The organism is Thauera sp. SWB20 (genome assembly GCF_000831325.1).
Classification (GTDB): domain Bacteria; phylum Pseudomonadota; class Gammaproteobacteria; order Burkholderiales; family Rhodocyclaceae; genus Thauera; species Thauera aminoaromatica.
Genome location: NZ_JTDM01000019.1, coordinates 68,322 through 90,378 on the forward strand (window position 1 = coordinate 68,322; position 22,057 = coordinate 90,378).

Below are 22,057 nucleotides of genomic sequence, written 5' to 3' on the forward strand. Positions count from 1 at the left end.
GCACGAGCCGTTGCCGACCACGGGAGTCGGTCGTCACAGCCACGGTCCGCAGATCACCGAGCGGGCAGCGGACGACCTCGCCGGGTCCTGCACCGCCTCCCCACGGAGCGATCACGACGTGCCTCCGCGACGACAGCATTACCGCGGCCGCAACCCGGCGCGCGCCCACAGCATCGCCGAGCTGCGCGCGATGGCGGCGCGCCGGCTCCCCGACTTCTGCCTCGAATACCTCGATGGCGGCGCCGACGACGAGCTCGCGCTCGCACGCAACCGGCGCGCGCTCGACGAGATCCTGCTGCTGCCGCGCACCCTGGTGGACGTGTCGCAGCGCGAGCTTGCGGTGCCGCTCTTCGGCACCGACATCGCGCTGCCGGCGGTGATCGCGCCCACCGGCTTCAACGGCCTGCTCACCCACGCGGGCGACCGCGTGCTTGCCGAGGCGGCGCACGCGGCGGGCATCCCGTTCTGCCAGAGCATGGTGTCGACCGTGGCGCTGGAGGACATCGCCGCCACCGGGGTGCGCCACTGGATGCAGATCTATCCCTTCAAGGACCGCGACAACCTCGCCGCGGTGGTGAAGCGGGCCGAGCACGCCGGCTGCGAGGCGATCGTGCTCACCACCGACGCCTCGGTGTTCGGCAACCGTGAATGGGACCGCCGCAACTACCGCGCGCCGATGAAGCTGGCCTGGCGCAAGCTGCTCGATGTCGGCCTGCATCCGCGTTGGGTCCTCGACGTGCTGGTGCCGCACGGCATGCCGCGCTTCCGCAATCTCGGCGACTTCCTGCCGCCGGGCATGGACAGCGCGAAGAACGCCGCCGCCTTCCTCGCCGCGCAGATGGACACCTCGCTGACCTGGGAGGACCTGCGCCGCCTGCGCGACCTGTGGCCGCGCCGGCTGCTGGTGAAGGGCGTGCTGCTGCCCGAGGATGCGCTGCGTGCGCAGGAGGCGGGTGCCGACGGCGTGGTGGTGAGCAACCACGGCGGGCGTCAGCTCGACTGCGCGCCGGCGCCGATCGAGACCCTGGCCGCGGTGCGCCAGGCGGTGGGGGCGGAGATGACGGTGATCGTGGATAGCGGCTTTCGCCGCGGCAGCGACTTCGTCAAGGCGCGCGCGCTCGGTGCCGATGCGGCGATGTCGGGGCGGGCGACGCTGTACGGCCTCGCCGCCGCGGGTGCCGCGGGCGCGGCGCGCGCGTTGGAGATCCTGCGCGGCGAGATGGAGCGCACGCTCGGGCTGATCGGCTGTGCGCGGATGGACGAGGTGGACGCGCGCTACGTCGGTCGCGGCTGAAGGCCTCGTGGGGCGGCGTGTGCCTCAGACCCCCCAGACCACCGGCGTCTCCTCGCGCAGCGACTCTTTCAGCATGGCCAGCAGCGGCCACGCGCGCTGGGCGAGGCCGACCGGGGCGGCCATGCCGGTGTTGCCGGCTTCCTTCTCCGCCTCCTCGTCGGCGTGGCCGCGCTGGCGTTCGAGTTCGGCCTGACGAACGCGCTCTTCCTCGATCGCGGCCTCGAGGCGGGCAATGGCCTCGGGGAGTTGTTGCACGGTGACGATGCCCTTGGCGTCGGCGGGGTCCTTGCCGAGGATGCCGATGAGCTTCTTCGCGGCATCGCCGAACATGATCACGTCGGCGCTCGCGTGGGACTTGAAGGTGATCAGCATGGGGTGTCGCTCCTCTCTTACAGGCCCTTGACGGCGTAGATGCCGGGCGCGTTGCGCCAGTAGCCCTTGTAGTCCATCCCGCAGCCGAACAGGAAGCGGTCGGGGATGTCGAGCCCTGTGAAGTCGGCGCGCATGCCGGGCCTCGCCTTGCGCTCGTGCAGCTTGTGCACCAGCACCGCGGACAGCACCTCGGCGGCGCCTTCTTCCTTCAGGTGCGCGATGATGGCCTCGAGCGTGTGGCCTTCGTCGAGGATGTCGTCGAGCACCAGCACCGTGCGTCCGCGCAGGTCCTGGGTCGGACGCACGCGCCAGTCGAGCAGGGTGCCCTGGATGGCATGGCCGTAGCGCGTGGCGTGCAGGTAGGCGACTTCGAGCGGGAAGGGCAGGCGCGGCAGGATGCGGCCGGCGAGGATCAGCCCGCCGTTCATCACCGCATAGACCAGCGGGTTGGCGTCGGCGAGGCGTGCGCTGATCTCGGCCGCCATGCGGTCGAGCGCGGCCTCCACGGTGGCGGCATCGGCGAGGCAGTCGGCCTCTTCGCGGGCGCGCTTGATTTCTTCCAGATTCAGGGACATGTCGATGAACTGCGGGCGCTCGCCCGGTGCGTTTGCGGACGCATCATTCTAGCGCCGATCCCCGCAAGGCGCCGCCTTCGAGGGCGTGCGCGGATGAGCGGCTTGCCGCGATGCCGCGGGCTGTGGTTTGTGCGCTTGTGCGCGGACCAGCGGCGCGGTAAAAGAGGCGGGTCTTCGTCCTGCCGCCCCGGAAACCGCCATGCCCATCCATGAAATCCGCCATCCGCTCGTGCGCCACAAGATCGGCCTGATGCGCGAAGGCGACATCAGCACCAAGAAGTTCCGCGAGCTCACTGCCGAGATCGCCCGCCTGCTTGCTTACGAGGCGTGCCAGGACTTCCCGCTCGAGACGGTCGAGATCCGGGGCTGGGCCGGTCCGGTCGAGATCGAGCAGATCAAGGGCAAGAAGGTCACCGTGGTGCCCATCCTGCGCGCCGGGCTGGGCATGCTCGACGGCGTGCTCGACATGGTGCCGAGCGCCAAGGTCAGCGTGGTCGGCATCGCGCGTGACGAGGAGACCCTGCAGCCGGTGCCCTACTTCGAGAAGTTCGTCGGCCAGCTCGACGAGCGCATGGCGTTGATCATCGACCCGATGCTCGCCACCGGCGGCTCCATGGTCGCCACCGTGGACATGCTGAAGCGCAAGGGCTGCACCCACGTGCGCGCGCTGGTGCTGGTGGCGGCGCCCGAGGGCATCGCGCTGATGGACGAGAAGCATCCCGACGTGGACATCTACACCGCGAGCATCGACAGCCACCTCAACGAGCACGGCTACATCATCCCCGGGCTGGGAGATGCCGGCGACAAGATCTTCGGCACCCGGCACAACTGAGTCCGCGGTGACGGCGTGCGATCGTCCGCTGCGGTCGCCGCGTCATCACGGCTTCATCGATAACGACAACCATGCCGGCTGCGCGCCACGCCGACCGCGTGCGCCCGGCGGAGAACCCTCATGCGTGAAATTCCCATCCAGTCTGCCGAGCCGCTATGGCGGCAGGCGATCTCCGGCGCCCAGATCCTCTTCGTCGCCTTCGGCGCGCTGGTGCTGGTGCCGCTGCTCACCGGACTGAACCCTTCCCTGGCGCTGCTCGGCGCCGGCGTCGGCACCCTGCTGTTCCAGCTCCTCACCGGGCGCCAGGTGCCGATCTTCCTCGGCTCGAGCTTCGCCTTCATCGCGCCGATCATCTTCAGCATCCAGACCTGGGGCATCCCGGCCACCATGGGCGCGCTCGCCTGCGTGTCGCTGATGTACTTCGTCTTCGCCGGGCTGGTGTGGAAGCACGGCGCCGAGATCGTGCACCGCTACATGCCGCCGGTGGTGGTGGGGCCGATCATCATGATCATCGGCCTGTCGCTTGCCGCGGTGGGCGTCAACATGGCGATGGGGCGCAGCGGCGACGGCAAGCTCGAGCTCGTGCCCTACGCCACCGCGCTCATGGTGGCGGGGATCTCGTTCGGCACCACCGTGCTGGTGGCCGTGTTCGCGCGCGGCTTCCTCAAGCTGGTGCCCATCCTGTGCGGCGTGGCGGCGGGCTACGTCGCGGCGATCCTGTTCGGCCTGGTGGATTTCGCCGCGGTGGGTGCGGCGCCCTGGTTCGTGCTGCCGCAGTTCGTCACGCCGAGCTTCGAGCTCGCGGCCATCCTGTTCATGTTGCCGGTGGCCCTGGCGCCGGCGATCGAGCACGTCGGCGACGTGCTCGCGATCGGTGGGGTGACCGGCAAAGACTATACCGAGAAGCCCGGCCTGCACCGCACCCTGGCCGGCGACGGCGCCGGCGTGCTGTTCGCCGGCCTGGTCGGCGGCCCCCCGATCACCACCTATTCCGAGGTCACCGGCGCGCTGACCCTGACCAAGAACTACAACCCGGCGATCATGACCTGGGCCGCGGTGTTCGCGGTGATCCTCGCCTTCTTCGGCAAGTTCAACGCGCTGCTGGCGTCGATCCCGGTGCCGGTGATGGGCGGCATCATGATGCTGATGTTCGGCTCGGTGGCGGCCGTCGGGCTGAACACCCTGATCAAGGCGCGTGTCGACCTGGAGGAGCCGCGCAACCTGGTGATCGTGTCTTCGGTGCTGGTGATGGGCATCGGCGGTCTGGCGCTGAACTTCGACGGCCTGACCCTGCAGGGCGTCAGCTTGTGCGCCGTCGTTGCGGTGGTGCTGAACCTGATCCTGCCGAACGCTCGAGCCGGCGCCTGAGCAGCGCGAGCAGGCCGCGCAGGAGCGGGACGGCGGTGGGCAGCAGCGCCGACAGTCGCCCGCCGCGCGCCTGGCGTACGAGCAGCCAGCCCACCCAGGCGCGCTTGGCGAGGCGCAGCGTGAGCCTTGGCTTCGCGGCGAGCACGACGATCAGCGCGACCGACAGCAGCGGGACCTTGTCCTTCGCCCACGCGAGCTGATCGCGCAGCGAGTCCACGCGGTCGAGCGCGCCGTCGATGCCGGCGAGGCGCTGCGTGATGTCGGCGCGCTGGGCCTCGGCGCGCAGTTGCAGCTTTTGCTTGCGCAGCGCGAGTTCGACTTGGCGGGGATCCATGCGCGGCACGCCTTCAGTCGGGTTTCTTCAAGGCCGCGCGGTCGCGGGCGAGCTCGGCCAGGCTGGCCGAGAACAGCTTCGTGCCGCTACGGAAGGCGCGCGCCGCGTTACTCGCCGCGAGCAGCCCGCCGCCGAGGCAGATCGCGGTGGAGATGCCGAGCGCGAGCAGGCGATGTTCGTCCCAGAACAGCACGGTCAGGAACACCATCAGAAACACCAGCCCGAAGCCGAGCAGCAGCCCCGCCAGCACCGTGTTGAGCGCAAGCCCGGTGAGGCGGAGCTTTTCTTCCTGAAGCTCGACCGCAAGCAGTTCCAGCCGCGTCTGCGCCGTCTGCAGTCCGGCATCGACGATGCCGTGCAGGCTTTCGGCGAGACGCGGTCTGGGCGGCCTGGGCTCGGTGCTCATCGAATCAGCGACGGCTGACCAGCAGGCCGAGCAGGAAGGCGACGCCGGCGGCGACGCCGACCGACTGCCAGGGGTTTTCGTGCACGTAGTCGTCGGTTGCGCGCACGGCCTTCTTGCCGGAGTCGACGATCGCGGCCTCGGCATCGGCCAGGCGGTCCTTGGCGACCGCGACGCGACCGTTGATGCGCGCGCGCAGATCATCGAGCTTGCCGCCCTGCTGGTCGGCGGTGAGCTTGAGGAGTTCCTCCGCGTCCGAAATCAGGGACTTGAGGTCGTCGACGATCTTGTCCTTGGAGGGCTGAAGGGTCGTTGCCATGGTGGTTCTCCTGTGAGTGGTCCGGGAAAAGTGGCCTGAAGAGCTTCGTGCCATGCCTGAAGCAAGCCTACCCCGCGGGGCGTCCGGCCGCAATGAACGATGCGTAAGCGAGTGCTGAAGCCGCTGCAGGGGTATGCCGAATCGAAGCGCGATGTCCTGTTGCAGCGTGTTTTCGGCGGTGCGCCGGGTGCCGTTGCTTGGCAGAATCGGGGCATCTTTCGCGAACGTGCCTGGCGCCGACCGGAACGGCTGCGGATGAAGACGCTCCAAGGACAAGCTTCTCACCGACAAGGTTGCACCATGATCCGTAAATTCGCCCCGATCCTTTGCCTCGGCCTTTTGGCGACGACCGTCCACGCTGCCGAAGACATCGACACCGCGGCCTTGTTCTCGGCCTCGCTGACCGGGCTCGACGCTCAGCCGGTGGCCATGGAGCGCTTCCGCGGGCGGCCGCTCATCGTCAATTTCTGGGCGCGCTGGTGCGCGCCCTGTCGCGAAGAGATCCCCGAGCTCATCCGCCTGCGCGATGCGCAGGGCGCGGACGGGATCGAGGTGATCGGGGTTGCGCTCGAGAGCCAGGTCGAGGGCGTGCGCGTGTTCGCCACCGCCAACGACATGCGCTATCCGGTGGTGCTGGCGGCGAAGCAGGGCATCCCGCTGATGAAGGCGCTCGGCAACGCGGCGGGCGGCGTGCCCTACACGGTCTATATCGGCCGCGACGGCAAGGCGGTGGGCAGCAAGCTGGGGATCGTGCGCGCGGACGATCTCGCCGCGGCGACGAAGGTGCTGCTGAAGTGAGCGCGTGCGGGTGAATGCCCGCACTGCCGCGGCCAGGTTGCCGCAGTTCTCAGACACGGGCGGCGCCGGGCGCCATCGGCGCCCGGGCCGTGGGCTACTCGAAGCGCCCGGCGTCGAGCATCGACGGAAGGCCCGCGCCGACCTCGTCGAAACGCAGGACGCGCGCGCCCTTGTGCTCCTTCAGAAAGTCGGCCGCGTCCTCTCGACTGGCCAGGGGCACGAACTCGTGCCCCATCGGCCCCAGTACGTCCGAGCCCACGACGTACCACGCATTCCTCGCGTCGATGGCGGTCAGCCCGTAGTACTCGGTCACCGAAATGCGCTCGATCTGGTCGCGGCTGTGGCCGGCAGCGTACTTCGCCGGGTCGTGCCAGAACTTGAACAGGTCCTTGGCGCCGTCGAAGAAGTGGGCGTGACCGTCCTTGTAGACGATGGTCGCCACCCAGTTCGGATACTTCGACACCAGCATGCCGCACACCGGGCACAGATCCTTCGTGCCCGGCTTCGGCAGCTCGGCGGCCGGCGCCTGCGCGAGCGCGAACCCCGTCCAGGCTGCGAAAACGAAAGCGAGCAGGGTCTTCATCCTTTGTTGTGCTGCTCCATCATCTTTTGTCGACGCTCGGCGCGGTTCTTGCGGATGCGGGTGACGTCGGCCGACATGTCGGTGTAGGCGGCCAGCAGCGCGCCGTCGAAGTCGGTGAGCTCGCCGCCGTTCGCCGCCTGCGAGACCTTGGCGGCCTCGGCGCTGCCGTAGGCGACCTTGCTGCGCGCGGTCATCACGCCGGCCAACTTGCTGCCGACCAGGAAGCTGGCCTTCTCGACTTCGACCAGCGGCCTGGTATCGCCTTCGGCTGCGTTGTCGCCCACCCACAGCGCCTTGGGGTCGCGATCGATGTTCAGCGCCAGGCTGATCGCCGCGCAATGTAGCGAACAGGTGCCGTCAGCGAGGTCGTCGGCGTAGTGCACGACCATGCGCGAGTGGTGGAACTGTTTGCGATCCATGCCGCAATACGGGCATTTGGGATGCTTGGCGAGGTCATCGACCTGCGGCTGCGGATCGGCTGCGGTCTTGGGGATGAACTGCGCCGGGGTGCCGTCGCCGGTGCAGCCGGACTGCGCGGCGGCCTTGCCGGCGGTGGCCATTCCGATGCTGGCGAGGACGGACATCTTGAGGGCTTCTCTGCGATCCATGGTCTGCTCCTTCGGGGTGGTGCCGGCGCGTGCCGGCAGGGTTCGATTCGAATCGGGCTGCGCCTGCGGCAGGCGCTGCGGCCCGGGGCCGGGTCATCGCGTCTCCGGCAGGATGCGATCGAGCTGGATGGCCAGCAGCCTGTCGTCGAGTTCGCCGATGACCTTGCCGCTGATCAGCCCGTTGCGATCGACGAAGATGGTCATCGGCAGGCCTTTCACGCCGTAATCGCGGGTGATGCGCGCGCCGGGGTCGAGCACGGCCGAGTAACCGACGCCGAGGCGCTCGATGAAGGCGGCGGCGGTGGCGCGGTCCTGGGCGACGTTGACCGCCAGCACGCTCAGTCCGCTCGCCGCGTGTTCGCGCCAGGCACGGTCGATCCGCGTCATGCTGTTGGCGCAGTAGCGGCACCAGTCGGCCCAGAAATCGATGATCACCGGCTTGTCGGCAAAGTCTTCCGGGAACCGGCGTACGCCGCCGTCCAGGCCCATTGCCTCGAAGGCGGGGGCAGCGATGCCGCGCGCCGGGCCGGCGTCGGATCCGCCCCGGCCGCAGGCGGCGAGCAGGGTGCAGGCAAGGACGAGCAGCAGGTTCTTCATCGGCAGTGGCCTCAGTCGAGCAGGATCAGGTTGGAGCGCAGCACCATCACGCTCGCCACCAGCATGAAGAGCACAAAGCCCGCCGCGGCGATGCCGGCCAGGCGTGCGCTGGCCTGCGGGGCGAGGGTGGCGAGGCTGGGGCGGCCGCCGAACATCCTCAGCACCCCGGCCGCCAGCCCGGCCGCGGCGGCGGCGAACAGCGGGATGTAGAGCAGGTAGCCCTGGTAGCCGTATTCGGGTTTCAGGATGCAGAACGGGCAGTGGTGATGGGGATGCTCGTAGATGTACAGCGACACGAAGGCGACCACCCCGGCGAGCGCGGCGAAGAAGGCGGCGACCGAGGCCGTGCCGACCGCGAGCCCGCTCCACAACCTGTGCCCGCCGCTCTTCCAGTGCCAGGCAGCGAGCAGGATCGCGCCGCCCAGCGTGGCGTAGAAGACGCTCATCGCCCGTGCCGGCGCCAGCGCGCTGACCTCGCTCGCGACCGTGTCGGCCTCTTCCGAGAACAGGCTGCCGCAGCACGAGGTGATGACGTCCGCCTCGAGGCGGATGAAGTAGTTGAACTGCAGGTACAGCACCGCCGCGGCGAGCGGCGCGTAGGCGAGCAGCAGGCGGTACTTGATGCGGGTGAGCGGATAGTCGCGCGCCTGGTTGTCGAGGCGGTTGATCGCCAGCCACGTCGCCGCGAAGAAGAACGCCACGAGCTGTGCGTATAGCGCCGGAAAGCCGTACGCGTTGGCGTTGAGCGTGCCGACGGCGCACATCGCGCCGACGAACATCACCGACATCCTGTCGGCGTTGAACACGAACAGCAGCGTCGACAGCACCTGCAGCCCGCACACCAGCGCCACCATCATCGAGAACAGGTAGGTCAGGCGCTCGAGCCGCAACTGGCGCTCGCTGCCGCTGCCGAGGTCCCAGTGGCGAATCAGCTGCACCGCGAAGGGCGAGGCGGTCGCCAGCATGGCCAGGCTAAGGCCGGCGGCGAGCAGCAGGGCGATGATGGCGGGCTGGAAGATCATGGCCAGGCCTTGCGCGTGTCGACGACCTCGATGAGCCGGCCGTCGCGCAGCGAATACACCCGGTCGACGACCTCGGACTCGACCACCAGCGGGTCGTGGCTGGTGAGGATCACCGTGCGCCCGGCCTCGGCGAGGCGGCGCAGGATGGCGAGGAATTCGGCCGAGAGCGTGCTGTCGAGGTTGGCGGTGGGTTCGTCGGCGACCAGGACCTCGGGGTCGTTGATGAGCGCACGGCAGATCGCCACGCGCTGCTGCTCGCCCCCGGAGAGCCACTCCACCTTGGCGTCGCGGCGGTGCGCGAGCTGCAGGTCGGCGAGCAGGGCCTCGGCGCGCGCCAGCAACTGCGCGCGCGGCGTGCCGCCGGGGTAGCCGGGCAGGATGATGTTCTCGACCGCCGACAGGCCGCGGATCAGGTTGAACTGCTGGAAGATGAAGCCGAAGGTGCGGCGGCGGATCTCGGTCAGGAAGCGCTCGGGCAGGCCGGAGATGTCCTCGCCGTTCAGGCGCACGCGGCCCTCGGTGGGGCGGGCGAGGCAGCCGAGGATGGTCAGCAGCGTGGTCTTGCCCGAGCCCGAGGGGCCCTTGAGCACGCTCACCCGCGCCGGCGGGATCTCCAGGTCGATGCCCTTGAGCGCCCAGTATTCGTTGTGCTGGCCCTGGTTGAACACCTTGCGGATGTTGGCGAGTTCGAGCATCGCGTCAGCTCCGCATCACGGTGTCGGGGTCGGTGGTCGCCGCGCGCCAGATCGGCACCAGGGTGGCCGCGGTGTAGGGCAGCACGGTGAACACGAACAGCGTGGCCACCTGCAGGCCGTCGATCTGCGGCGTGAGCGCGAAGCTCGGGTACAGCACCGCCCAGCCTTCGAGCACCGGTGCGAACAGGGTGAACTCGAAGTGGAACACATGCACGTAGGCGGCGACGTAGCCGACCAGGAAGGCGAACAGCGAGACCAGGAAGCCTTCCCAGAACTTCATCGCGATCACGTCGCCGGTCTCCCAGCCGATCGCCTTGAGGATGCCGATCTCGCGTTTTTCTTCCGCCGACAGGCCGGCAGCCTTCTCCCAGGCGAAGATGCCGAAGGCGAGGATGGCGGCCGACAGCAGCGCCAGCATCATGCCCTCGCGCCAGTCGAAGATCGACGCATAGGTGCGCAGCACCTCCTCGCGCAGGATCGGGCGCGAGTCGGGCAGGGTGCCGAGCAGCTTGACACCGACGTTGCGCACCTCGAGCGGGTTGGCCACCCACAGCGCGATGTCGGTGTAGTGGCCGTCCGGATAGGCGAAGAAGCGGCGGAAGTCGGCCTCGTTCATCAGCACCAGGTCGGCGCTGACCAGTTCGGACTCGTGCGCCAGCACTGCGGCGACGATGAAGGTGTGCAACTCGCCGGAATATGCGCGGAAGGAGATGCCGTTGCCCGCCGACAGCCCGCGCGTGCGCTCCAGCGCCGGGCCGACGACGATCTCGCCCGGGACGATCTCGCGATCGGCCGGAACCATGAAGGTGTAGTTGGCCTTCAGCACGCTGTCGTAGTAGTAGCCCCACAGCCGGCCCTCGATCTTCTGCACGCCGCGGATGCGGCCGATCCGCTCGATGTAGCCCGGCGGCACCAGGTCGTGGCGGCCGGCGATGAGGCGCTGCAGCACGATCTCCGGCGCGCCGGCCAGCACCCGCGTGGCCTCGTTGCGCAGCGCGTGGGTGTACAGCGCCACCGAGGCGAGCACGAACACGAGCAGCGTATAGACGAACAGCAGCCCGAGGCTCTTGCCCTTGCGCCGCGCGAGCGACTGCGCGGTGAAGTCAATCAGGTGACGCTGCCTTTCGATCCAGGGTTTCATGGTGGTCCAGCAGCAGGCGTGGTGGCGGCAGCAGCGAGCCCGAGGGGAAGTGCTCCAGCGCCATCGGGTGGTCCTGGAAGGCGGAGTGCAGGTCGGCCTGGCTCAGGTGGCGGGTGTAGCGTGCCTCGGTGAACAGCACCACGTCGGACAGGCGCAAGCCGGTGACGAGTTCCGTTGTGCGCTGCAGTGCCGCCTCGCGTGCGCTGCGCTGCCTGGCGGCGTCGGCGAAGGTTGCCGCAAACAGCACGCCGGCGAGCAGCGTGGCGGCGAGGACGCGGTCGGAGGGGCGCTCCAAGGGCATGCCAAGGTCCCCGCTACTTGCCGCGCGCCAGGGTCTTCCGGCGCATTTCCTCGTAGCTCAGGCTGTGCGCATCGGCTGCGGGCGCTGCGCTGGCAGCGAGGTCGTAGCGCATCGGCGAGCGCTTGACGATGTAGCGGGCCTGGCGCGGATCCAGCCAGGTGACCGCCTTGACGCTCGGACTCTCCCAGGCCGCCACCCACATCCGGGTGGACACGTCGTCCATCCACGGAAAGCGCGTGCGCTGCTCTTCGAGCCAGAAGACCAGGCAGCCGACATCGTCGAACGTGAAGGTATTGTCCCTCGGCCCCCCGCGCAGTTGCGCGGCGAAGCGGTGGTCGGCGATGCGCATGTTGCAGCGCACGCAGGCATCGCGATCCCAGGCGATGGGCTTCATGCCCTCGGGCCACACCTCTCCCGAGCAGGCCGCCAGCGGCGTCAGCAGCAGGCCGCCGGTGCCGAGGCGGGCGATGAAGCGACGTCTGTCAGGGTTGTACATGGGGCTCATCTCCGACCGCTCGAGGATCTCCCTTGGAGGCGGACGCCGGGTTCGAATGCCCGGATGATAGCGCCGGCGCGTGGCCCCCGGGCCGCATGGCCCCGGAGGAGGGCAGGGGTGCGACCGCGTGTCGCACCCCACGGGGCTACAGCGTCCAGTCGTAATCCACCGTCAGCGGCGCGTGGTCCGAGAAGCGCTGCGCCTTGTAGACCTCCGCCGCCTGGGCGCTGGCAGCCAGTCCCGGGGTGGCGACCTGGTAGTCCAGCCGCCATCCCACGTTCTTCGCCCACGCCTGGCCGCGGTTCGACCACCACGTGTAGCAGTCCGCGGTGGCCTCCGGGTGCAGGCGGCGATAGACGTCGATCCAGCCCTGTTCGTCGAACAGGCGGCTCAACCACGCGCGCTCTTCGGGCAGGAAGCCGGAGTTCTTCTGGTTCGACTTCCAGTTCTTCAGGTCGGCCTCGCGGTGGGCGATGTTCCAGTCGCCGCACACCACGACCTCCTGTCCGCTCTGGAAGAGCTGGTCCATGTGCGGCAGGAAGCGGTCCATGAAGTCGAACTTGACCTGCTGGCGCTCCGCCGAGCTCGAGCCCGAGGGCAGGTAGAGCGAAACCACCGAGAGCTTGCCGAAGTCGAGCTGCAGGAAGCGGCCCTCGGCGTCGATCGCGGGGATGCCGAGGCCCTCGACGACGCGGTCCGGCGCGTGCCGGCTGTAGATGCCGACGCCGCTGTAGCCCTTCTTCTCGGCGGCGTGGAACCAGCCCTGCATGCCCGCGGGCGCGCGCATCTCGGGGCGCAGGTCGGCGTCCTGCGCCTTGAGTTCCTGCACGCACAGGAAGTCGGCCTGCTGCGCGGGCAGCCAGTCGAGCAGGCCCTTGGTGCAGGCCGAGCGGATGCCGTTGAGGTTCAGGGTGATGATGCGTAACATCGGCGGTTTCCAGTTTCGCTGCCAGGCAGCCAAAGAGCCGTGGATTTTAGCCGGGATTTCATCACCCTCGCGTGCCGCAAGGGCGTGCTGCGCTTCGGCGCATTCGTCACCAAGGCGGGACGCAACTCGCCGTATTTCTTCAATGCCGGTCTGTTCGACGACGGCGCCTCGTTCCGCGAGCTGTGCGGCTACTACGCGCGCACCATCCGCGCCGCGGGTATCGCCTGCGACATGCTGTTCGGGCCGGCCTACAAGGGCATCCCGCTCGTCGCCGGCACCGCGATCCGGCTCGCCGAGGACGGCGTGGACCTGCCCTTCGCGTTCAACCGCAAGGAGGCCAAGGACCACGGCGAGGGCGGCACGCTGATCGGCGCGCCGCTGCGCGGCAAGGTGCTGATCCTCGACGACGTGATCTCGGCCGGCACCTCGGTGCGCGAGTCGGTCGAGCTGATCCGCGCCGCGGGCGCCGAGCCCGCCGGTGTGGTGATCGCGCTCGATCGCATGGAACGCGGTAAAAGTGCCTTGTCCGCGGTCGAGGAGGTCAAGGAGAATTTCGGTATTCCGGTCGTCGCGGTGGCCACGCTCGAAGACCTCGTCGCCTATCTGGCGGACAGTCCCGAGCTTGCGGCCAACCTCGACGCAGTCCAGGCATATCGGGAACAGTATGGGATTTCCTCGCGCTGAACGCGTCCTCGCCGGCTTCGCCTGCACCGTCGCGCTGGTGGCCTCGTCCGGCACGCTGGCGGCGCAGCAGTCTGGCGGCGCATCGATCTACTGCTGCGATGTCGGCGGTCAGCCGGTGTGCGGCGACATCCTGCCCGCCGCCTGCTACGGCCGCGCCTACCGCGAGATGAGCCCCTCGGGCACCGTGCGCCGCACGGTCGCGGCGCCGCTGACGCCCGACGAGATCGCCCAGCGCGCGGCCGCCGAGCACAAGCGTCGCGCCGAGGAGGCCGAGCGCATGCGCCAGCTGCGCCTCGACCAGGCGCTGCTCGAGACCTATCGCAGCGTCCAGGACCTCGACAGCCGGCGCGATCGCGAGCTGCGCGAACTCGACCGCAGCATCCGCGAGCTGCGCGCACGCGAGTCGGAGTTGATCGAGCGCCAGCGCGTCATGATCGACGAGGCCACGCATACGGACAAGAGCGACGTCGCCGCTAGCCTCGAGGCCGACATCCGCCTGCTCGACAGCGAGATCGCCGCCCAGTCCTCGGTGGTCGCGGCCAAGCTGCGCGAGCGCAATGCGGTGGTCGAGCGCTTCGAGGAACACCGTCGCCGATACGTCGAGCTCACCTCGGCGCCCGAGTCCGCGCGCATCCCGCCGATGCCGCGTCGTTGAGTCTTCTGCCGTGCCGCCCGGCCGGGCGGCCGCAACGCGAGGCAGCGATGCCCCCCTCGACCCCCTCCGAAGTCCGCGTGCGCGCGGCCTGCCCGCACGACTGCCCCGACACCTGCGCGATGGAGGTCACGGTCGCCGATGGCCGCGCGGTGAGGATCCGCGGCGCCGCCGACATGCCCTTCACCAACGGCGCGCTGTGCACCAAGGTCGCGCACTACCTCGAGCGGGTGTATTCCGAGCGCCGCCTGCTGCATCCGATGAAGCGGGTGGGGCGCAAGGGCGAGGGGCGCTTCGAGCGCATCTCCTGGGACGAAGCCCTCGACACCATCGCGGCGAAATACCGCGAGATCGCCGCCGAGGACCCGCGCGCGATCCTGCCCTACAGCTACTGCGGCACCATGGGCCTGGTGCAGGGCGAGAGCCTGGACCGGCGCTTCTTCCATCGCCTCGGCGCCTCCCTGCTCGAGCGCACGATCTGCGCCACCGCGGGCGCGCACGGCTGGAAGGCGACCGTGGGCGCGATGCTCGGCGCCGATCCCGAAGCCGCCAGCGAGGCCGGCCTGATCCTGATCTGGGGCGCCAACCCGGTGGTGTCCAACCTGCACGGCTGGCGCCACCTGCAGGAGGCGAAGCGGCGCGGCGCCCGCCTGGTGTGCATCGATCCGCGGCGTACCGATACCGCGAAGAAGTGCGACCTGCACCTCGCCCCGCTGCCCGGTACCGACGGCGCGCTCGCGCTCGCGATGATGCAGGTGCTGATCGCCGAGGGCCTGCTCGACCGCGAGTACATCGCCCGCCACACCCTGGGCTTCGACGCGCTCGCCGTACGCGTGCGCGCCTGCACGCCGGAGTGGGCGGCGCCGCTCACCGGCCTCGCGGCCGAGGCCATCCGCAGCCTGGCGATCGAGTACGGGCGCAGCGCGCGCAGCCTGATCCGGCTCAACTACGGCCTCAACCGCTGTGCCGGTGGCGGCATGGCGGTGCGCAACCTGGCCTGCCTGCCCGCGCTCACCGGTGCCTGGCGCCATCCCGGCTGCGGCGCGCTGCTGTCGACCTCGGGCAACTTCCCGGTGGATATGCACGCGCTCGCCCGCCCCGACCTCTATCCCGACGCGAGGCGCTTCCCGCCGCGGGCGCTCAACATGTCCTTCATCGGCGACGTGCTGCTCGACAGCCGCGACCCGCCGGTGCGCGCGATCCACGTCTATAACGCCAACCCGGTCGCAGTCGCGCCCGACAGCCGTCGGGTGCGCGCCGGCTTTGCGCGCGAGGACCTCTTCTGTGTGGTGCACGAGCAGTTTCAGACCGACACCGCCGACTACGCCGACATCCTGCTGCCCGCCACCAGCCAGCTCGAGCACCGTGACCTGCACAAGGCCTACGGCCATCTCTACGTTGTGGACAACCGGCCGGCGATCGCGCCGCTCGGCGAGGCGCGCTCCAACACCGCGGTCTTCCGTGCGCTCGCCCGCCGCCTCGGCTTTGCGGCTGCCGCGCTCTACGAAAGCGACGACGCCATCGCGGCGGCGGCCTTCCGCGCCGACGACCCGCGGGTGGCGGGCCTCGCCGAGGGCCTGCAGGCGCGGGGCTGGGCGCGGCTCGCGCTGCCCGCGGGCCACGCGCCCTTCGCCGACGGTGGCTTCCGCACGCCTTCGGGCAAGTGCGAGTTCTTCTCGGCCGCGCTCGCGCACGAGGGCCTCGACCCTTTGCCGGCCTGGCATCCGCCCGCCGAGTCGGTGCCCAGCAACCCGGCGCTGGGTGCGCGCTATCCGCTCGCGCTGATCACCCCGCCGGCGCGCAACTTCCTCAATTCCACCTTCGCCAACCAGGCGCGCTTTCTCGCCGACGAGGGCGGGCCGAAGCTCGAGATCCACCCCGAGGACGCCGTCGCGCGCGGCGTCGTGGAGGGCATGCGCCTGCGCATCCACAACGACCGCGGTGACTTCATCGCGCGTGCGGTGGTCACCACCGACGTGCGCCCCGGCGTGGTGTGCAGCCCCTCGGTGTGGTGGCCCAAACTGTGCGAAGGCGGCCACAACGCCAACGCGGTCATCGCCGCGCGCCCCACCGACATGGGCGGCGGGCCGACCTTCTACGACTGCCTGGTGGAGGTGGAGCCCGCATGAGCCCGAGTACGACCCTCGACGCGGTGGCGGACATCCTCGCGCGCGCGCAGCGCATCCTCTTCGTCACCGGTGCCGGCATCTCGGTCGATTCGGGCCTTCCCACCTACCGCGGCATCGGCGGCCTCTACCACGACCGCCTCACCGAGGAGGGCCTCACCATCGAGGAGGCCTTGTCGGGCGAGATGATGGCGACCCGGCCCGAGATCGCCTGGCGCTACATCGCCCAGATCGAGGCCAGCTGCCGCGGTGCGAAGCCCAACGCCGCCCACCGCCTGATCGCCGCACTCGAGCAGGAGAAGGCGCTGGTGTGCGTGCTCACCCAGAACGTCGACGGCCTGCACCGCGCCGCCGGTTCGCGCAACGTCATCGAGATCCACGGCACCGTGCATCGCCTGCACTGCATGTCCTGCGGGCAGGGGCGCCGGGTGGAGGACTACGCCGGCCTCTCCATCCCGCCCGAATGCCCGCGTTGCGGCGGCATCCTGCGCCCGGACGTGGTGCTGTTCGGCGAGGCGCTGCCCGAGCTCGCGATCGAGCGCCTGGAGAGCGTGCTGTCGCAGGGCATGGACGCGGTGGTGTCGATCGGCACCACCAGCGTCTTCCCCTACATCGCCGGCCCGGTGCTGTGGGCGGCGCGCGAGGGCACACCCACGGTGGAGATCAACCCCGGCGACACCCAGGTCAGCCAGTTCGTCGACCACCGCCTGCGCATGTGCGCCGCCGAGGCCCTGCCCGAGCTGTGGTGGCGGATGCATCCGGCGGATCCGGCGGAAGACAGGGGCTGGTGAAGGAAACGGGGCCGTTTCCGCCAGGGGCAGGCCCGACCGAGGGTGGAGCGGGCCTCGGAAAGGATCGCGACTCGCGTCGTTCCTACAAGAATCGCGGCGCCCGGGGTGGGGCGTAGGCGCGGCGCAAGCCGCGACCTGACGCTCCTCCAACGCCGCGCTTCCGTTCGGGGCGCCGCGTGGAGGATCTCCCCGCTTACAGCAACACCCGCTCGATCCCTCCGCTGTTCGCCTTCGCCACGTAGTCCGGCAGCCAGTTCTCGCCGAGCAGGTGCCTGGCCAGCTCGACCACGATGTAGTCGGGCTCGATGCCGCCGGCGTCGTCGGCGTAGCGGTGCATGCCCTGCAGGCAGCTCGGACACGAGGTCAGCATCTTGATCTTCGCGTTCGGGTCGCCCTCGCGCAGCTTGGCCGCGCCCTTCTCGATCTCCTCCTGCTTGCGGAAGCGCACCTGGGTGGAGATGTCGGGGCGGGCCACCGCGAGCGTGCCGGATTCGCCGCAGCAGCGGTCGGACAGGTCGACGCGCGTGCCCATCAGCTCGTTGGCCACCTTGATGCCCTGGTACTGCTTCATCGGCGTGTGGCAGGGCTCGTGGTACATGTACTTCACGCCGCCCACGCCCTCGAGTTTCACGCCCTTCTCCATCAGATACTCGTGGATGTCGAGCAGGCGGCAGCCGGGGAAGATCTTCTCGAATTCGTACTTCTGCAGCTGGTCCATGCAGGTGCCGCAGGACACGATGACGGTCTTGATGTCGAGGTAGTTGAGCGTGTTGGCCACGCGGTGGAAGAGCACGCGGTTGTCGGTGGTGATCTTCTGGCCCTTCTCCTCCTCGCCGGCGGCGGTCTGCGGGTAGCCGCAGCACAGGTAGCCCGGCGGCAGCACGGTGTGCGCGCCGACGTGGTAGAGCATGGCCTGGGTGGCCAGCCCGACCTGGCTGAACAGGCGCTCGGAGCCGCAGCCCGGGAAGTAGAACACCGCCTCGGACTCGCCGTTGGCCTTGTGCGGGTCGCGGATCACCGGGATGACCTTGTCGTCCTCGATGTCGAGCAGCGCGCGGCTGGTGCGCTTGGGCAGGTTGCCGGGCATCGGCTTGTTGATGAAGTGGATCACCTGGGCCTTGATCGGGGCCTTGCCGAGCGTGGCCGGGGGCGCCTTCACCTGCGGCTGGACGAGGCCGAACTTCTTGCCCAGCTCGTGGGCGAAGCGCTGCGCCTTGTAGCCCCAGTCGATCATGCCGGTGCGGAAGGCCTTGATCGTGGTCGGGTCCTTGATGGTCAGGAAGGCCATCGCCGCCGCCTTGCCCGGATTGAACGACTTCTTGCCCTGCTTGCGCAGCAGGTTGCGCATCTTGATCGACACGTCGCCGAAGTCGATGTCCACCGGACAGGGCTTCTCGCACTTGTGGCAGATCGTGCAGTGGTCGGCCACGTCCTCGAACTCGGCCCAGTGCGCCAGCGACACGCCGCGCCGGGTCTGTTCCTCGTACAGGAAGGCCTCGATCAGCAGCGAGGTGGAGAGGATCTTGTTGCGCGGGGAATACAGCAGGTTGGCGCGCGGCACGTGCGTGGAACACACCGGCTTGCACTTGCCGCAGCGCAGGCAGTCCTTGATGTCGTGGGCGATCTCGCCGACATCGGTCTGCTCCATGATCAGCGACTCGTGGCCCATCAGGTTGAAGCTGGGGGTGTAGGCGTTGTCGAGGTTGCCGCGGATCGGCCCCTTGCGCATCAGCTTGCCGCGGTTGAAGCGGCCTTCGGGGTCGACCTTTTCCTTGTAGCTCCAGAAGTTCGCCATCTCGTCGTCGGTGAGATAGTCGAGCTTGGTGATACCGATGCCGTGCTCGCCGGAGATGACCCCGTCCAGGCTGCGTGCCAGCGCCATGATGCGGTCGACCGCGCGGTTGGCGGTCTGCAGCATCTCGTAGTGGTCGGAGTTGACCGGCAGGTTGGTGTGCACGTTGCCGTCGCCGGCGTGCATGTGCAGGGCGACGAAGACGCGGCCGCGCAGCACCTCGCGGTGGATCTCGGCGATGCGGGCGAGGATGGGGGCGAACAGGGCCCCGTCGAAGGTCTGCTCGAGCAGCGGGCGCAGCTCCTCCTTCCACGACACGCGGATCGAGTAGTCCTGCAGGCGATGGAACAGGGTCGGGCTGGCGGCGCGGTTGGAGAGCTCGCCGGCCTGGACGCCATAGGCGGCGAACTGCGGCTCGGCCTCGGCGAGCGCGAGGTCGAGCTTGTCCAGCAGCCACTGCCAGCGCCGGCGCACGCCGGCGACCTGCTCGAGGGCCTGGGCGCGGTGGTCGGAGACCAGCGCCTCGCGGTCGAGGCCCTCGTCCTTGATCTCGAGCGGCAGCTCGCCCTGCAGGAACTCGGCGAGGCGGTCGCAGAGCGCGATCTTGTTCTGCAGCGAGAGCTCGATGTTGATGCGCTCGATGCCGTCGCAGTACTCGCCCATGCGCGGCAGCGGGATGACCACGTCCTCGTTGATCTTGAAGGCGTTGGTGTGGCGCGAGATCGCCGCGGTGCGACTGCGCTCCAGCCAGAAGCGCTTGCGCTGCTCGGGGCTGACCGCGATGAAGCCCTCCGAACCGCGCGCGTTGGTCATGCGCACGACCTCGGAGGCGGCCTTCATCACCGCGTCCTCGTCGTGGCCGACGATGTCGCCGATCAGCACCATCTTGGGGCGGCCGTGGCGACGCGCCTTGGTGGCGTAGCCGACCGCCTTGACGTAGCGCTCGTCGAGGTGCTCGAGGCCGGCGAGCTGCACGCCCGCGGCGTGGCCGGCGCCGCCCGGCTTGAAGAAATCGGTGATCTCGACGATCGCCGGCACCGCCTCGCGCACCTGGCCGAAGAACTCCAGGCACACCGTGCGGGTGACCGGCGGCATCTTGTGCAGCACCCAGCGTGCGGCCACGATGAGGCCGTCGGTGCCTTCCTTCTGCACGCCCGGCACGCCGCCGAGGAACTTGTCGGTGACGTCCTTGCCGAGGCCGACCTTGCGGCAGGCGGCGCCCGGCATGGCGAGGATCTCCTCGCCAAGCGCGGCGTTGGTCAGCCCGTCGAAGCGGCGCAGGCGGAAGCGGACGGTCTCCTGCTCGTGGATCTTGCCGAAGTTGTGGTCGAGGCGCTCGACCTCGAGCCAGTTGCCGTCGGGCGTGACCATCTTCCACCACGCCAGGTTGTCGAGCGCGGTGCCCCACAGCACGGCCTTCTTGCCGCCGGCGTTCATGGCGATGTTGCCGCCGATGCAGGAGGCGCTCGCCGAGGTCGGGTCGACCGCGAACACGCGGCCGGCGAGCGCCGCCGCCTCGGAGACGCGCTCGGTGACCACGCCGGCGCCGGTGCGGATGGTGGGGTAGGGCTCGGCCATCGCGCCGTCGATGCCCGGCAGCACGGTGGGCTCGACCGCGCTCATGGCGAGCAGCTTCTCGGTGTTGATGACGACCGAGCTGGCATCGAGCGGCACCGCGCCACCGGTGTAGCCCGTGCCGCCGCCGCGCGGGATGATGGTCAGGCCGAGCGCGATGCACTCGCGCACCAGCGGCGCCATCTCCTCCTCCGTGTCGGGGTAGAGCACCACGAAGGGATACTCGACCCGCCAGTCGGTGGCGTCGGTGACGTGGGAGACGCGGGCGTGACCGTCGAAGCAGATGTTGTCGCGCCGGGTGTGCCTGGCCAGCGCCTTGAGCACCGCCTTGCGGCGGCGCGCGGTGTCGTCGAACCAGCGCTCGAAGTTGGACACCGCCTCGCGCGCACGCGCCACCAGCAGGGTGACGTGGTCGTTGCCCTGGCGGCGTTTGTCGATCTCGTTGAGGCGGTGGTCGAGCGCGCCGATCAGCGCGTCGCGGCGCTCGCGCGAGGTGAGGAGGTCGTCCTCGAGGTAGGGGTTGCGGCGCACCACCCAGATGTCGCCGAGGACCTCGTAGAGCATCCGCGCCGAGCGGCCGGTGACGCGTTCGGTGCGGAGCTGGTCGAGCACCGCCCAGGCCTCGGCCCCGAGCAGCCGGATGACGATCTCGCGGTCGGAAAACGAGGTGTAGTTGTACGGAATCTCGCGCAGGCGTTGGCTCATTGGACTACCCGGAAGCGGCTGCAGGGAAGCGGTCCATTCTAGCGAACCGCAGTGCACCATGCAGCAAAAATCAAGACCTTAAGGCCAGCAGGGATTCGGCCTCCGTCGCCTGGTGCGGCGAGCTTCAGCGCGCGGCGGTGAGCGCGATCTCGATCCGCCAGCCCGGGTCGGCGAGCCCGGCGACCTGGACGCAGGCGCGTGCCGGGGCGCTGCCGGGCGGAACCCAGGCATCCCACACCGCGTTCATGCCGGCGTAGTCGGCCATGTCGACGAGGTAGATGGTGGCCATCACGATGCGCGCGGGGTCGCTGCCGAGCTTGGCGAGCTGGCGGCCGACGGACTCCAGCACCTCGCGTGTCTGGGCTTCGATCGATCCGGCGCTGCTCGCGGGGACCTCGACCAGGTGCAGGACGCCGGCGTGGATGACGGCGTCGGCATAGCGGGCGGTGACGCCGTGGCGTTCGATGGCGGACATGGGGGGGCTCCGTTGCGAGGGCAGGGGGCGAGTATAGGCGAGGGCGGCGGCGCGGCGCGGGTCGGCGTGCGCGGCGGGCTCAGGCGCCGGCGGACGGCAATGCCCAGGCGATCGCCGCGTAGCGCAGGCCCTTTCCGAGCGCCATCCACGCCAGGCAGGCGAAGGCGTTCAGGCGCAGCGCACCCGCGGCAGCGCACAGCGCGTCGCCGATCAGCGGCACCCAGGACAGCAGCAGGGCGAGGCTGCCCCAGCGCAGCAGCGTGCGTGCATGCGCGCCGGATTCCTTGCGGGGCAGCAGGCGGCCGAGCGCGTAGGTGCTCATGCCGCCCGCGGTGTTGGCCGCGGTGGCGACGAGCAGCGCTGCCGGCGTCAGTTCCGGGCGCAGCGCCAGCAGCGCGGCGAATACCGCTTCGGAGCCGCCCGGCAGCAGGGTCGCGGCCAGAAAGGCGGACGCGGCGAGGCCCGCGAGGAGCGTGGAGTCCTCGTTCAGCATCGGTGCGGGCGCCGGCGGGGAGCCGCATGCGTCTCGGTGGCAATGCGATGCGCATTGACGCCGATGTATGTCATATGCAAAATCGTGTTACGCATTTT

The 22,057-nt window shown here is 69.5% G+C and carries 25 protein-coding genes; 8 read left to right on the top strand and 17 right to left on the bottom strand.

Annotation, left to right across the window (positions count from 1 at the left end; translation table 11 throughout):
* The first annotated feature begins 118 nt into the window (after positions 1 to 118).
* Entirely contained in the window at positions 119 to 1,294 is a 1,176-nt protein-coding gene (locus tag PO78_RS12120) for an alpha-hydroxy acid oxidase (protein ID WP_082047752.1), read from the top strand.
* Between the two features lie 24 nt (positions 1,295 to 1,318).
* On the opposite strand, the gene PO78_RS12125 is transcribed toward PO78_RS12120, so the two are convergent.
* Together PO78_RS12125 and PO78_RS12130 are read right to left on the bottom strand one after the other, a co-directional pair.
* Positions 1,319 to 1,666: a DUF1840 domain-containing protein gene (locus PO78_RS12125; protein ID WP_043744049.1), complete on the bottom strand. Its 348-nt coding sequence runs from the start codon at positions 1,664 to 1,666 to the stop codon at positions 1,319 to 1,321.
* A 17-nt stretch (positions 1,667 to 1,683) separates the two neighbouring features.
* Positions 1,684 to 2,241, bottom strand: coding sequence for a hypoxanthine-guanine phosphoribosyltransferase (locus PO78_RS12130; protein ID WP_012584580.1), 558 nt, complete (start codon positions 2,239 to 2,241; stop codon positions 1,684 to 1,686).
* Between the two features lie 199 nt (positions 2,242 to 2,440).
* Here PO78_RS12130 and upp point away from each other — a divergent pair, with 199 nt between their 5' ends.
* A complete protein-coding gene (gene upp / locus PO78_RS12135; protein ID WP_004305181.1) occupies positions 2,441 to 3,073 on the top strand; it encodes a uracil phosphoribosyltransferase in 633 nt (210 codons plus the stop codon).
* A 120-nt stretch (positions 3,074 to 3,193) separates the two neighbouring features.
* Positions 3,194 to 4,441 carry a uracil-xanthine permease family protein gene (locus PO78_RS12140; protein ID WP_004305179.1) on the top strand — a complete coding sequence of 416 codons (1,248 nt, stop codon included), beginning with the start codon at positions 3,194 to 3,196 and terminating at the stop codon, positions 4,439 to 4,441.
* On the opposite strand, the gene PO78_RS12145 is transcribed toward PO78_RS12140, so the two are convergent.
* From PO78_RS12145 to PO78_RS12155, 3 genes are read right to left on the bottom strand one after another with little or no spacing between them, the layout of a single operon-like run.
* Positions 4,374 to 4,775 carry a YqjK-like family protein gene (locus tag PO78_RS12145; protein ID WP_043744052.1) on the bottom strand — a complete coding sequence of 134 codons (402 nt, stop codon included), beginning with the start codon at positions 4,773 to 4,775 and terminating at the stop codon, positions 4,374 to 4,376. The genes PO78_RS12140 and PO78_RS12145 overlap by 68 nt on opposite strands.
* A gap of 13 nt (positions 4,776 to 4,788) precedes the next feature.
* Positions 4,789 to 5,181 carry a phage holin family protein gene (locus PO78_RS12150; protein WP_004305174.1) on the bottom strand — a complete coding sequence of 131 codons (393 nt, stop codon included), beginning with the start codon at positions 5,179 to 5,181 and terminating at the stop codon, positions 4,789 to 4,791.
* 4 nt (positions 5,182 to 5,185) lie between these two features.
* Positions 5,186 to 5,497: a DUF883 family protein gene (locus tag PO78_RS12155; RefSeq protein ID WP_004305172.1), complete on the bottom strand. Its 312-nt coding sequence runs from the start codon at positions 5,495 to 5,497 to the stop codon at positions 5,186 to 5,188.
* A 111-nt stretch (positions 5,498 to 5,608) separates the two neighbouring features.
* Here PO78_RS12155 and PO78_RS12160 point away from each other — a divergent pair, with 111 nt between their 5' ends.
* Positions 5,609 to 6,295 carry a TlpA family protein disulfide reductase gene (locus PO78_RS12160; RefSeq protein WP_231570705.1) on the top strand — a complete coding sequence of 229 codons (687 nt, stop codon included), beginning with the start codon at positions 5,609 to 5,611 and terminating at the stop codon, positions 6,293 to 6,295.
* 94 nt (positions 6,296 to 6,389) lie between these two features.
* Here the strand turns inward: PO78_RS12160 and PO78_RS12165 are convergent, their stop codons facing one another.
* The 9 genes from PO78_RS12165 to PO78_RS12205 form a co-directional block, all read right to left on the bottom strand.
* Positions 6,390 to 6,878: a nitrous oxide reductase accessory protein NosL gene (locus PO78_RS12165; RefSeq protein ID WP_004305169.1), complete on the bottom strand. Its 489-nt coding sequence runs from the start codon at positions 6,876 to 6,878 to the stop codon at positions 6,390 to 6,392.
* Positions 6,875 to 7,486: a nitrous oxide reductase accessory protein NosL gene (locus PO78_RS12170; protein WP_043744055.1), complete on the bottom strand. Its 612-nt coding sequence runs from the start codon at positions 7,484 to 7,486 to the stop codon at positions 6,875 to 6,877. The genes PO78_RS12165 and PO78_RS12170 overlap by 4 nt, the downstream gene beginning before the upstream one ends.
* 93 nt (positions 7,487 to 7,579) lie before the next feature.
* Positions 7,580 to 8,083 (bottom strand): TlpA family protein disulfide reductase, encoded by a 504-nt coding sequence (locus PO78_RS12175; protein ID WP_004305165.1) that lies wholly within the window; start codon positions 8,081 to 8,083, stop codon positions 7,580 to 7,582.
* 11 nt (positions 8,084 to 8,094) lie between these two features.
* A complete protein-coding gene (locus tag PO78_RS12180; protein ID WP_043744058.1) occupies positions 8,095 to 9,105 on the bottom strand; it encodes a hypothetical protein in 1,011 nt (336 codons plus the stop codon).
* Positions 9,102 to 9,800: an ABC transporter ATP-binding protein gene (locus tag PO78_RS12185; RefSeq protein WP_043744061.1), complete on the bottom strand. Its 699-nt coding sequence runs from the start codon at positions 9,798 to 9,800 to the stop codon at positions 9,102 to 9,104. Before PO78_RS12185 ends, PO78_RS12180 begins: the two co-directional genes overlap by 4 nt.
* Before the next feature lie 4 nt (positions 9,801 to 9,804).
* A complete protein-coding gene (locus tag PO78_RS12190; protein ID WP_043744064.1) occupies positions 9,805 to 10,941 on the bottom strand; it encodes an ABC transporter permease in 1,137 nt (378 codons plus the stop codon).
* Positions 10,904 to 11,242 (bottom strand): hypothetical protein, encoded by a 339-nt coding sequence (locus PO78_RS12195; protein ID WP_004305157.1) that lies wholly within the window; start codon positions 11,240 to 11,242, stop codon positions 10,904 to 10,906. The genes PO78_RS12190 and PO78_RS12195 overlap by 38 nt, the downstream gene beginning before the upstream one ends.
* A 13-nt stretch (positions 11,243 to 11,255) precedes the next feature.
* Positions 11,256 to 11,738, bottom strand: a complete 483-nt coding sequence (locus PO78_RS12200) for a hypothetical protein (protein WP_012584583.1) — start codon at positions 11,736 to 11,738, stop codon at positions 11,256 to 11,258.
* A 145-nt stretch (positions 11,739 to 11,883) separates the two neighbouring features.
* Entirely contained in the window at positions 11,884 to 12,666 is a 783-nt protein-coding gene (locus tag PO78_RS12205) for an exodeoxyribonuclease III (protein ID WP_043744067.1), read from the bottom strand.
* Positions 12,667 to 12,705: 39 nt separating this feature from the next.
* On the opposite strand from PO78_RS12205, the gene pyrE reads away from it, so the two are divergent.
* The 4 genes from pyrE to PO78_RS12225 are packed head-to-tail and all read left to right on the top strand — an operon-like array spanning position 12,706 to position 16,919.
* Positions 12,706 to 13,350, top strand: a complete 645-nt coding sequence (pyrE, locus tag PO78_RS12210) for an orotate phosphoribosyltransferase (protein WP_043744070.1) — start codon at positions 12,706 to 12,708, stop codon at positions 13,348 to 13,350.
* Positions 13,331 to 14,005 carry a hypothetical protein gene (locus PO78_RS12215; RefSeq protein ID WP_004305149.1) on the top strand — a complete coding sequence of 225 codons (675 nt, stop codon included), beginning with the start codon at positions 13,331 to 13,333 and terminating at the stop codon, positions 14,003 to 14,005. Before pyrE ends, PO78_RS12215 begins: the two co-directional genes overlap by 20 nt.
* Before the next feature lie 47 nt (positions 14,006 to 14,052).
* Entirely contained in the window at positions 14,053 to 16,131 is a 2,079-nt protein-coding gene (locus tag PO78_RS12220; protein ID WP_082047754.1) for a molybdopterin-containing oxidoreductase family protein, read from the top strand.
* The gene (locus PO78_RS12225) at positions 16,128 to 16,919 is read left to right on the top strand and encodes an NAD-dependent deacylase (protein ID WP_004324575.1); all 792 of its coding nucleotides are present in this window, start codon (positions 16,128 to 16,130) and stop codon (positions 16,917 to 16,919) included. Before PO78_RS12220 ends, PO78_RS12225 begins: the two co-directional genes overlap by 4 nt.
* Before the next feature lie 193 nt (positions 16,920 to 17,112).
* Here PO78_RS12225 and PO78_RS12230 read toward each other — a convergent pair whose 3' ends face one another.
* The 3 genes from PO78_RS12230 to PO78_RS12240 all read right to left on the bottom strand — a co-directional run bounded on the left by PO78_RS12230 (position 17,113) and on the right by PO78_RS12240 (position 21,959).
* The gene (locus PO78_RS12230) at positions 17,113 to 20,991 is read right to left on the bottom strand and encodes a DUF3683 domain-containing protein (RefSeq protein WP_043744073.1); all 3,879 of its coding nucleotides are present in this window, start codon (positions 20,989 to 20,991) and stop codon (positions 17,113 to 17,115) included.
* Positions 20,992 to 21,115: 124 nt separating this feature from the next.
* Complete coding sequence (locus PO78_RS12235) at positions 21,116 to 21,466, bottom strand: RidA family protein (protein ID WP_004324579.1); 351 nt, start codon at positions 21,464 to 21,466, stop codon at positions 21,116 to 21,118.
* A 79-nt stretch (positions 21,467 to 21,545) separates the two neighbouring features.
* Positions 21,546 to 21,959 carry a YqaA family protein gene (locus PO78_RS12240; RefSeq protein ID WP_012584588.1) on the bottom strand — a complete coding sequence of 138 codons (414 nt, stop codon included), beginning with the start codon at positions 21,957 to 21,959 and terminating at the stop codon, positions 21,546 to 21,548.
* Positions 21,960 to 22,057: the final 98 nt, after the last annotated feature.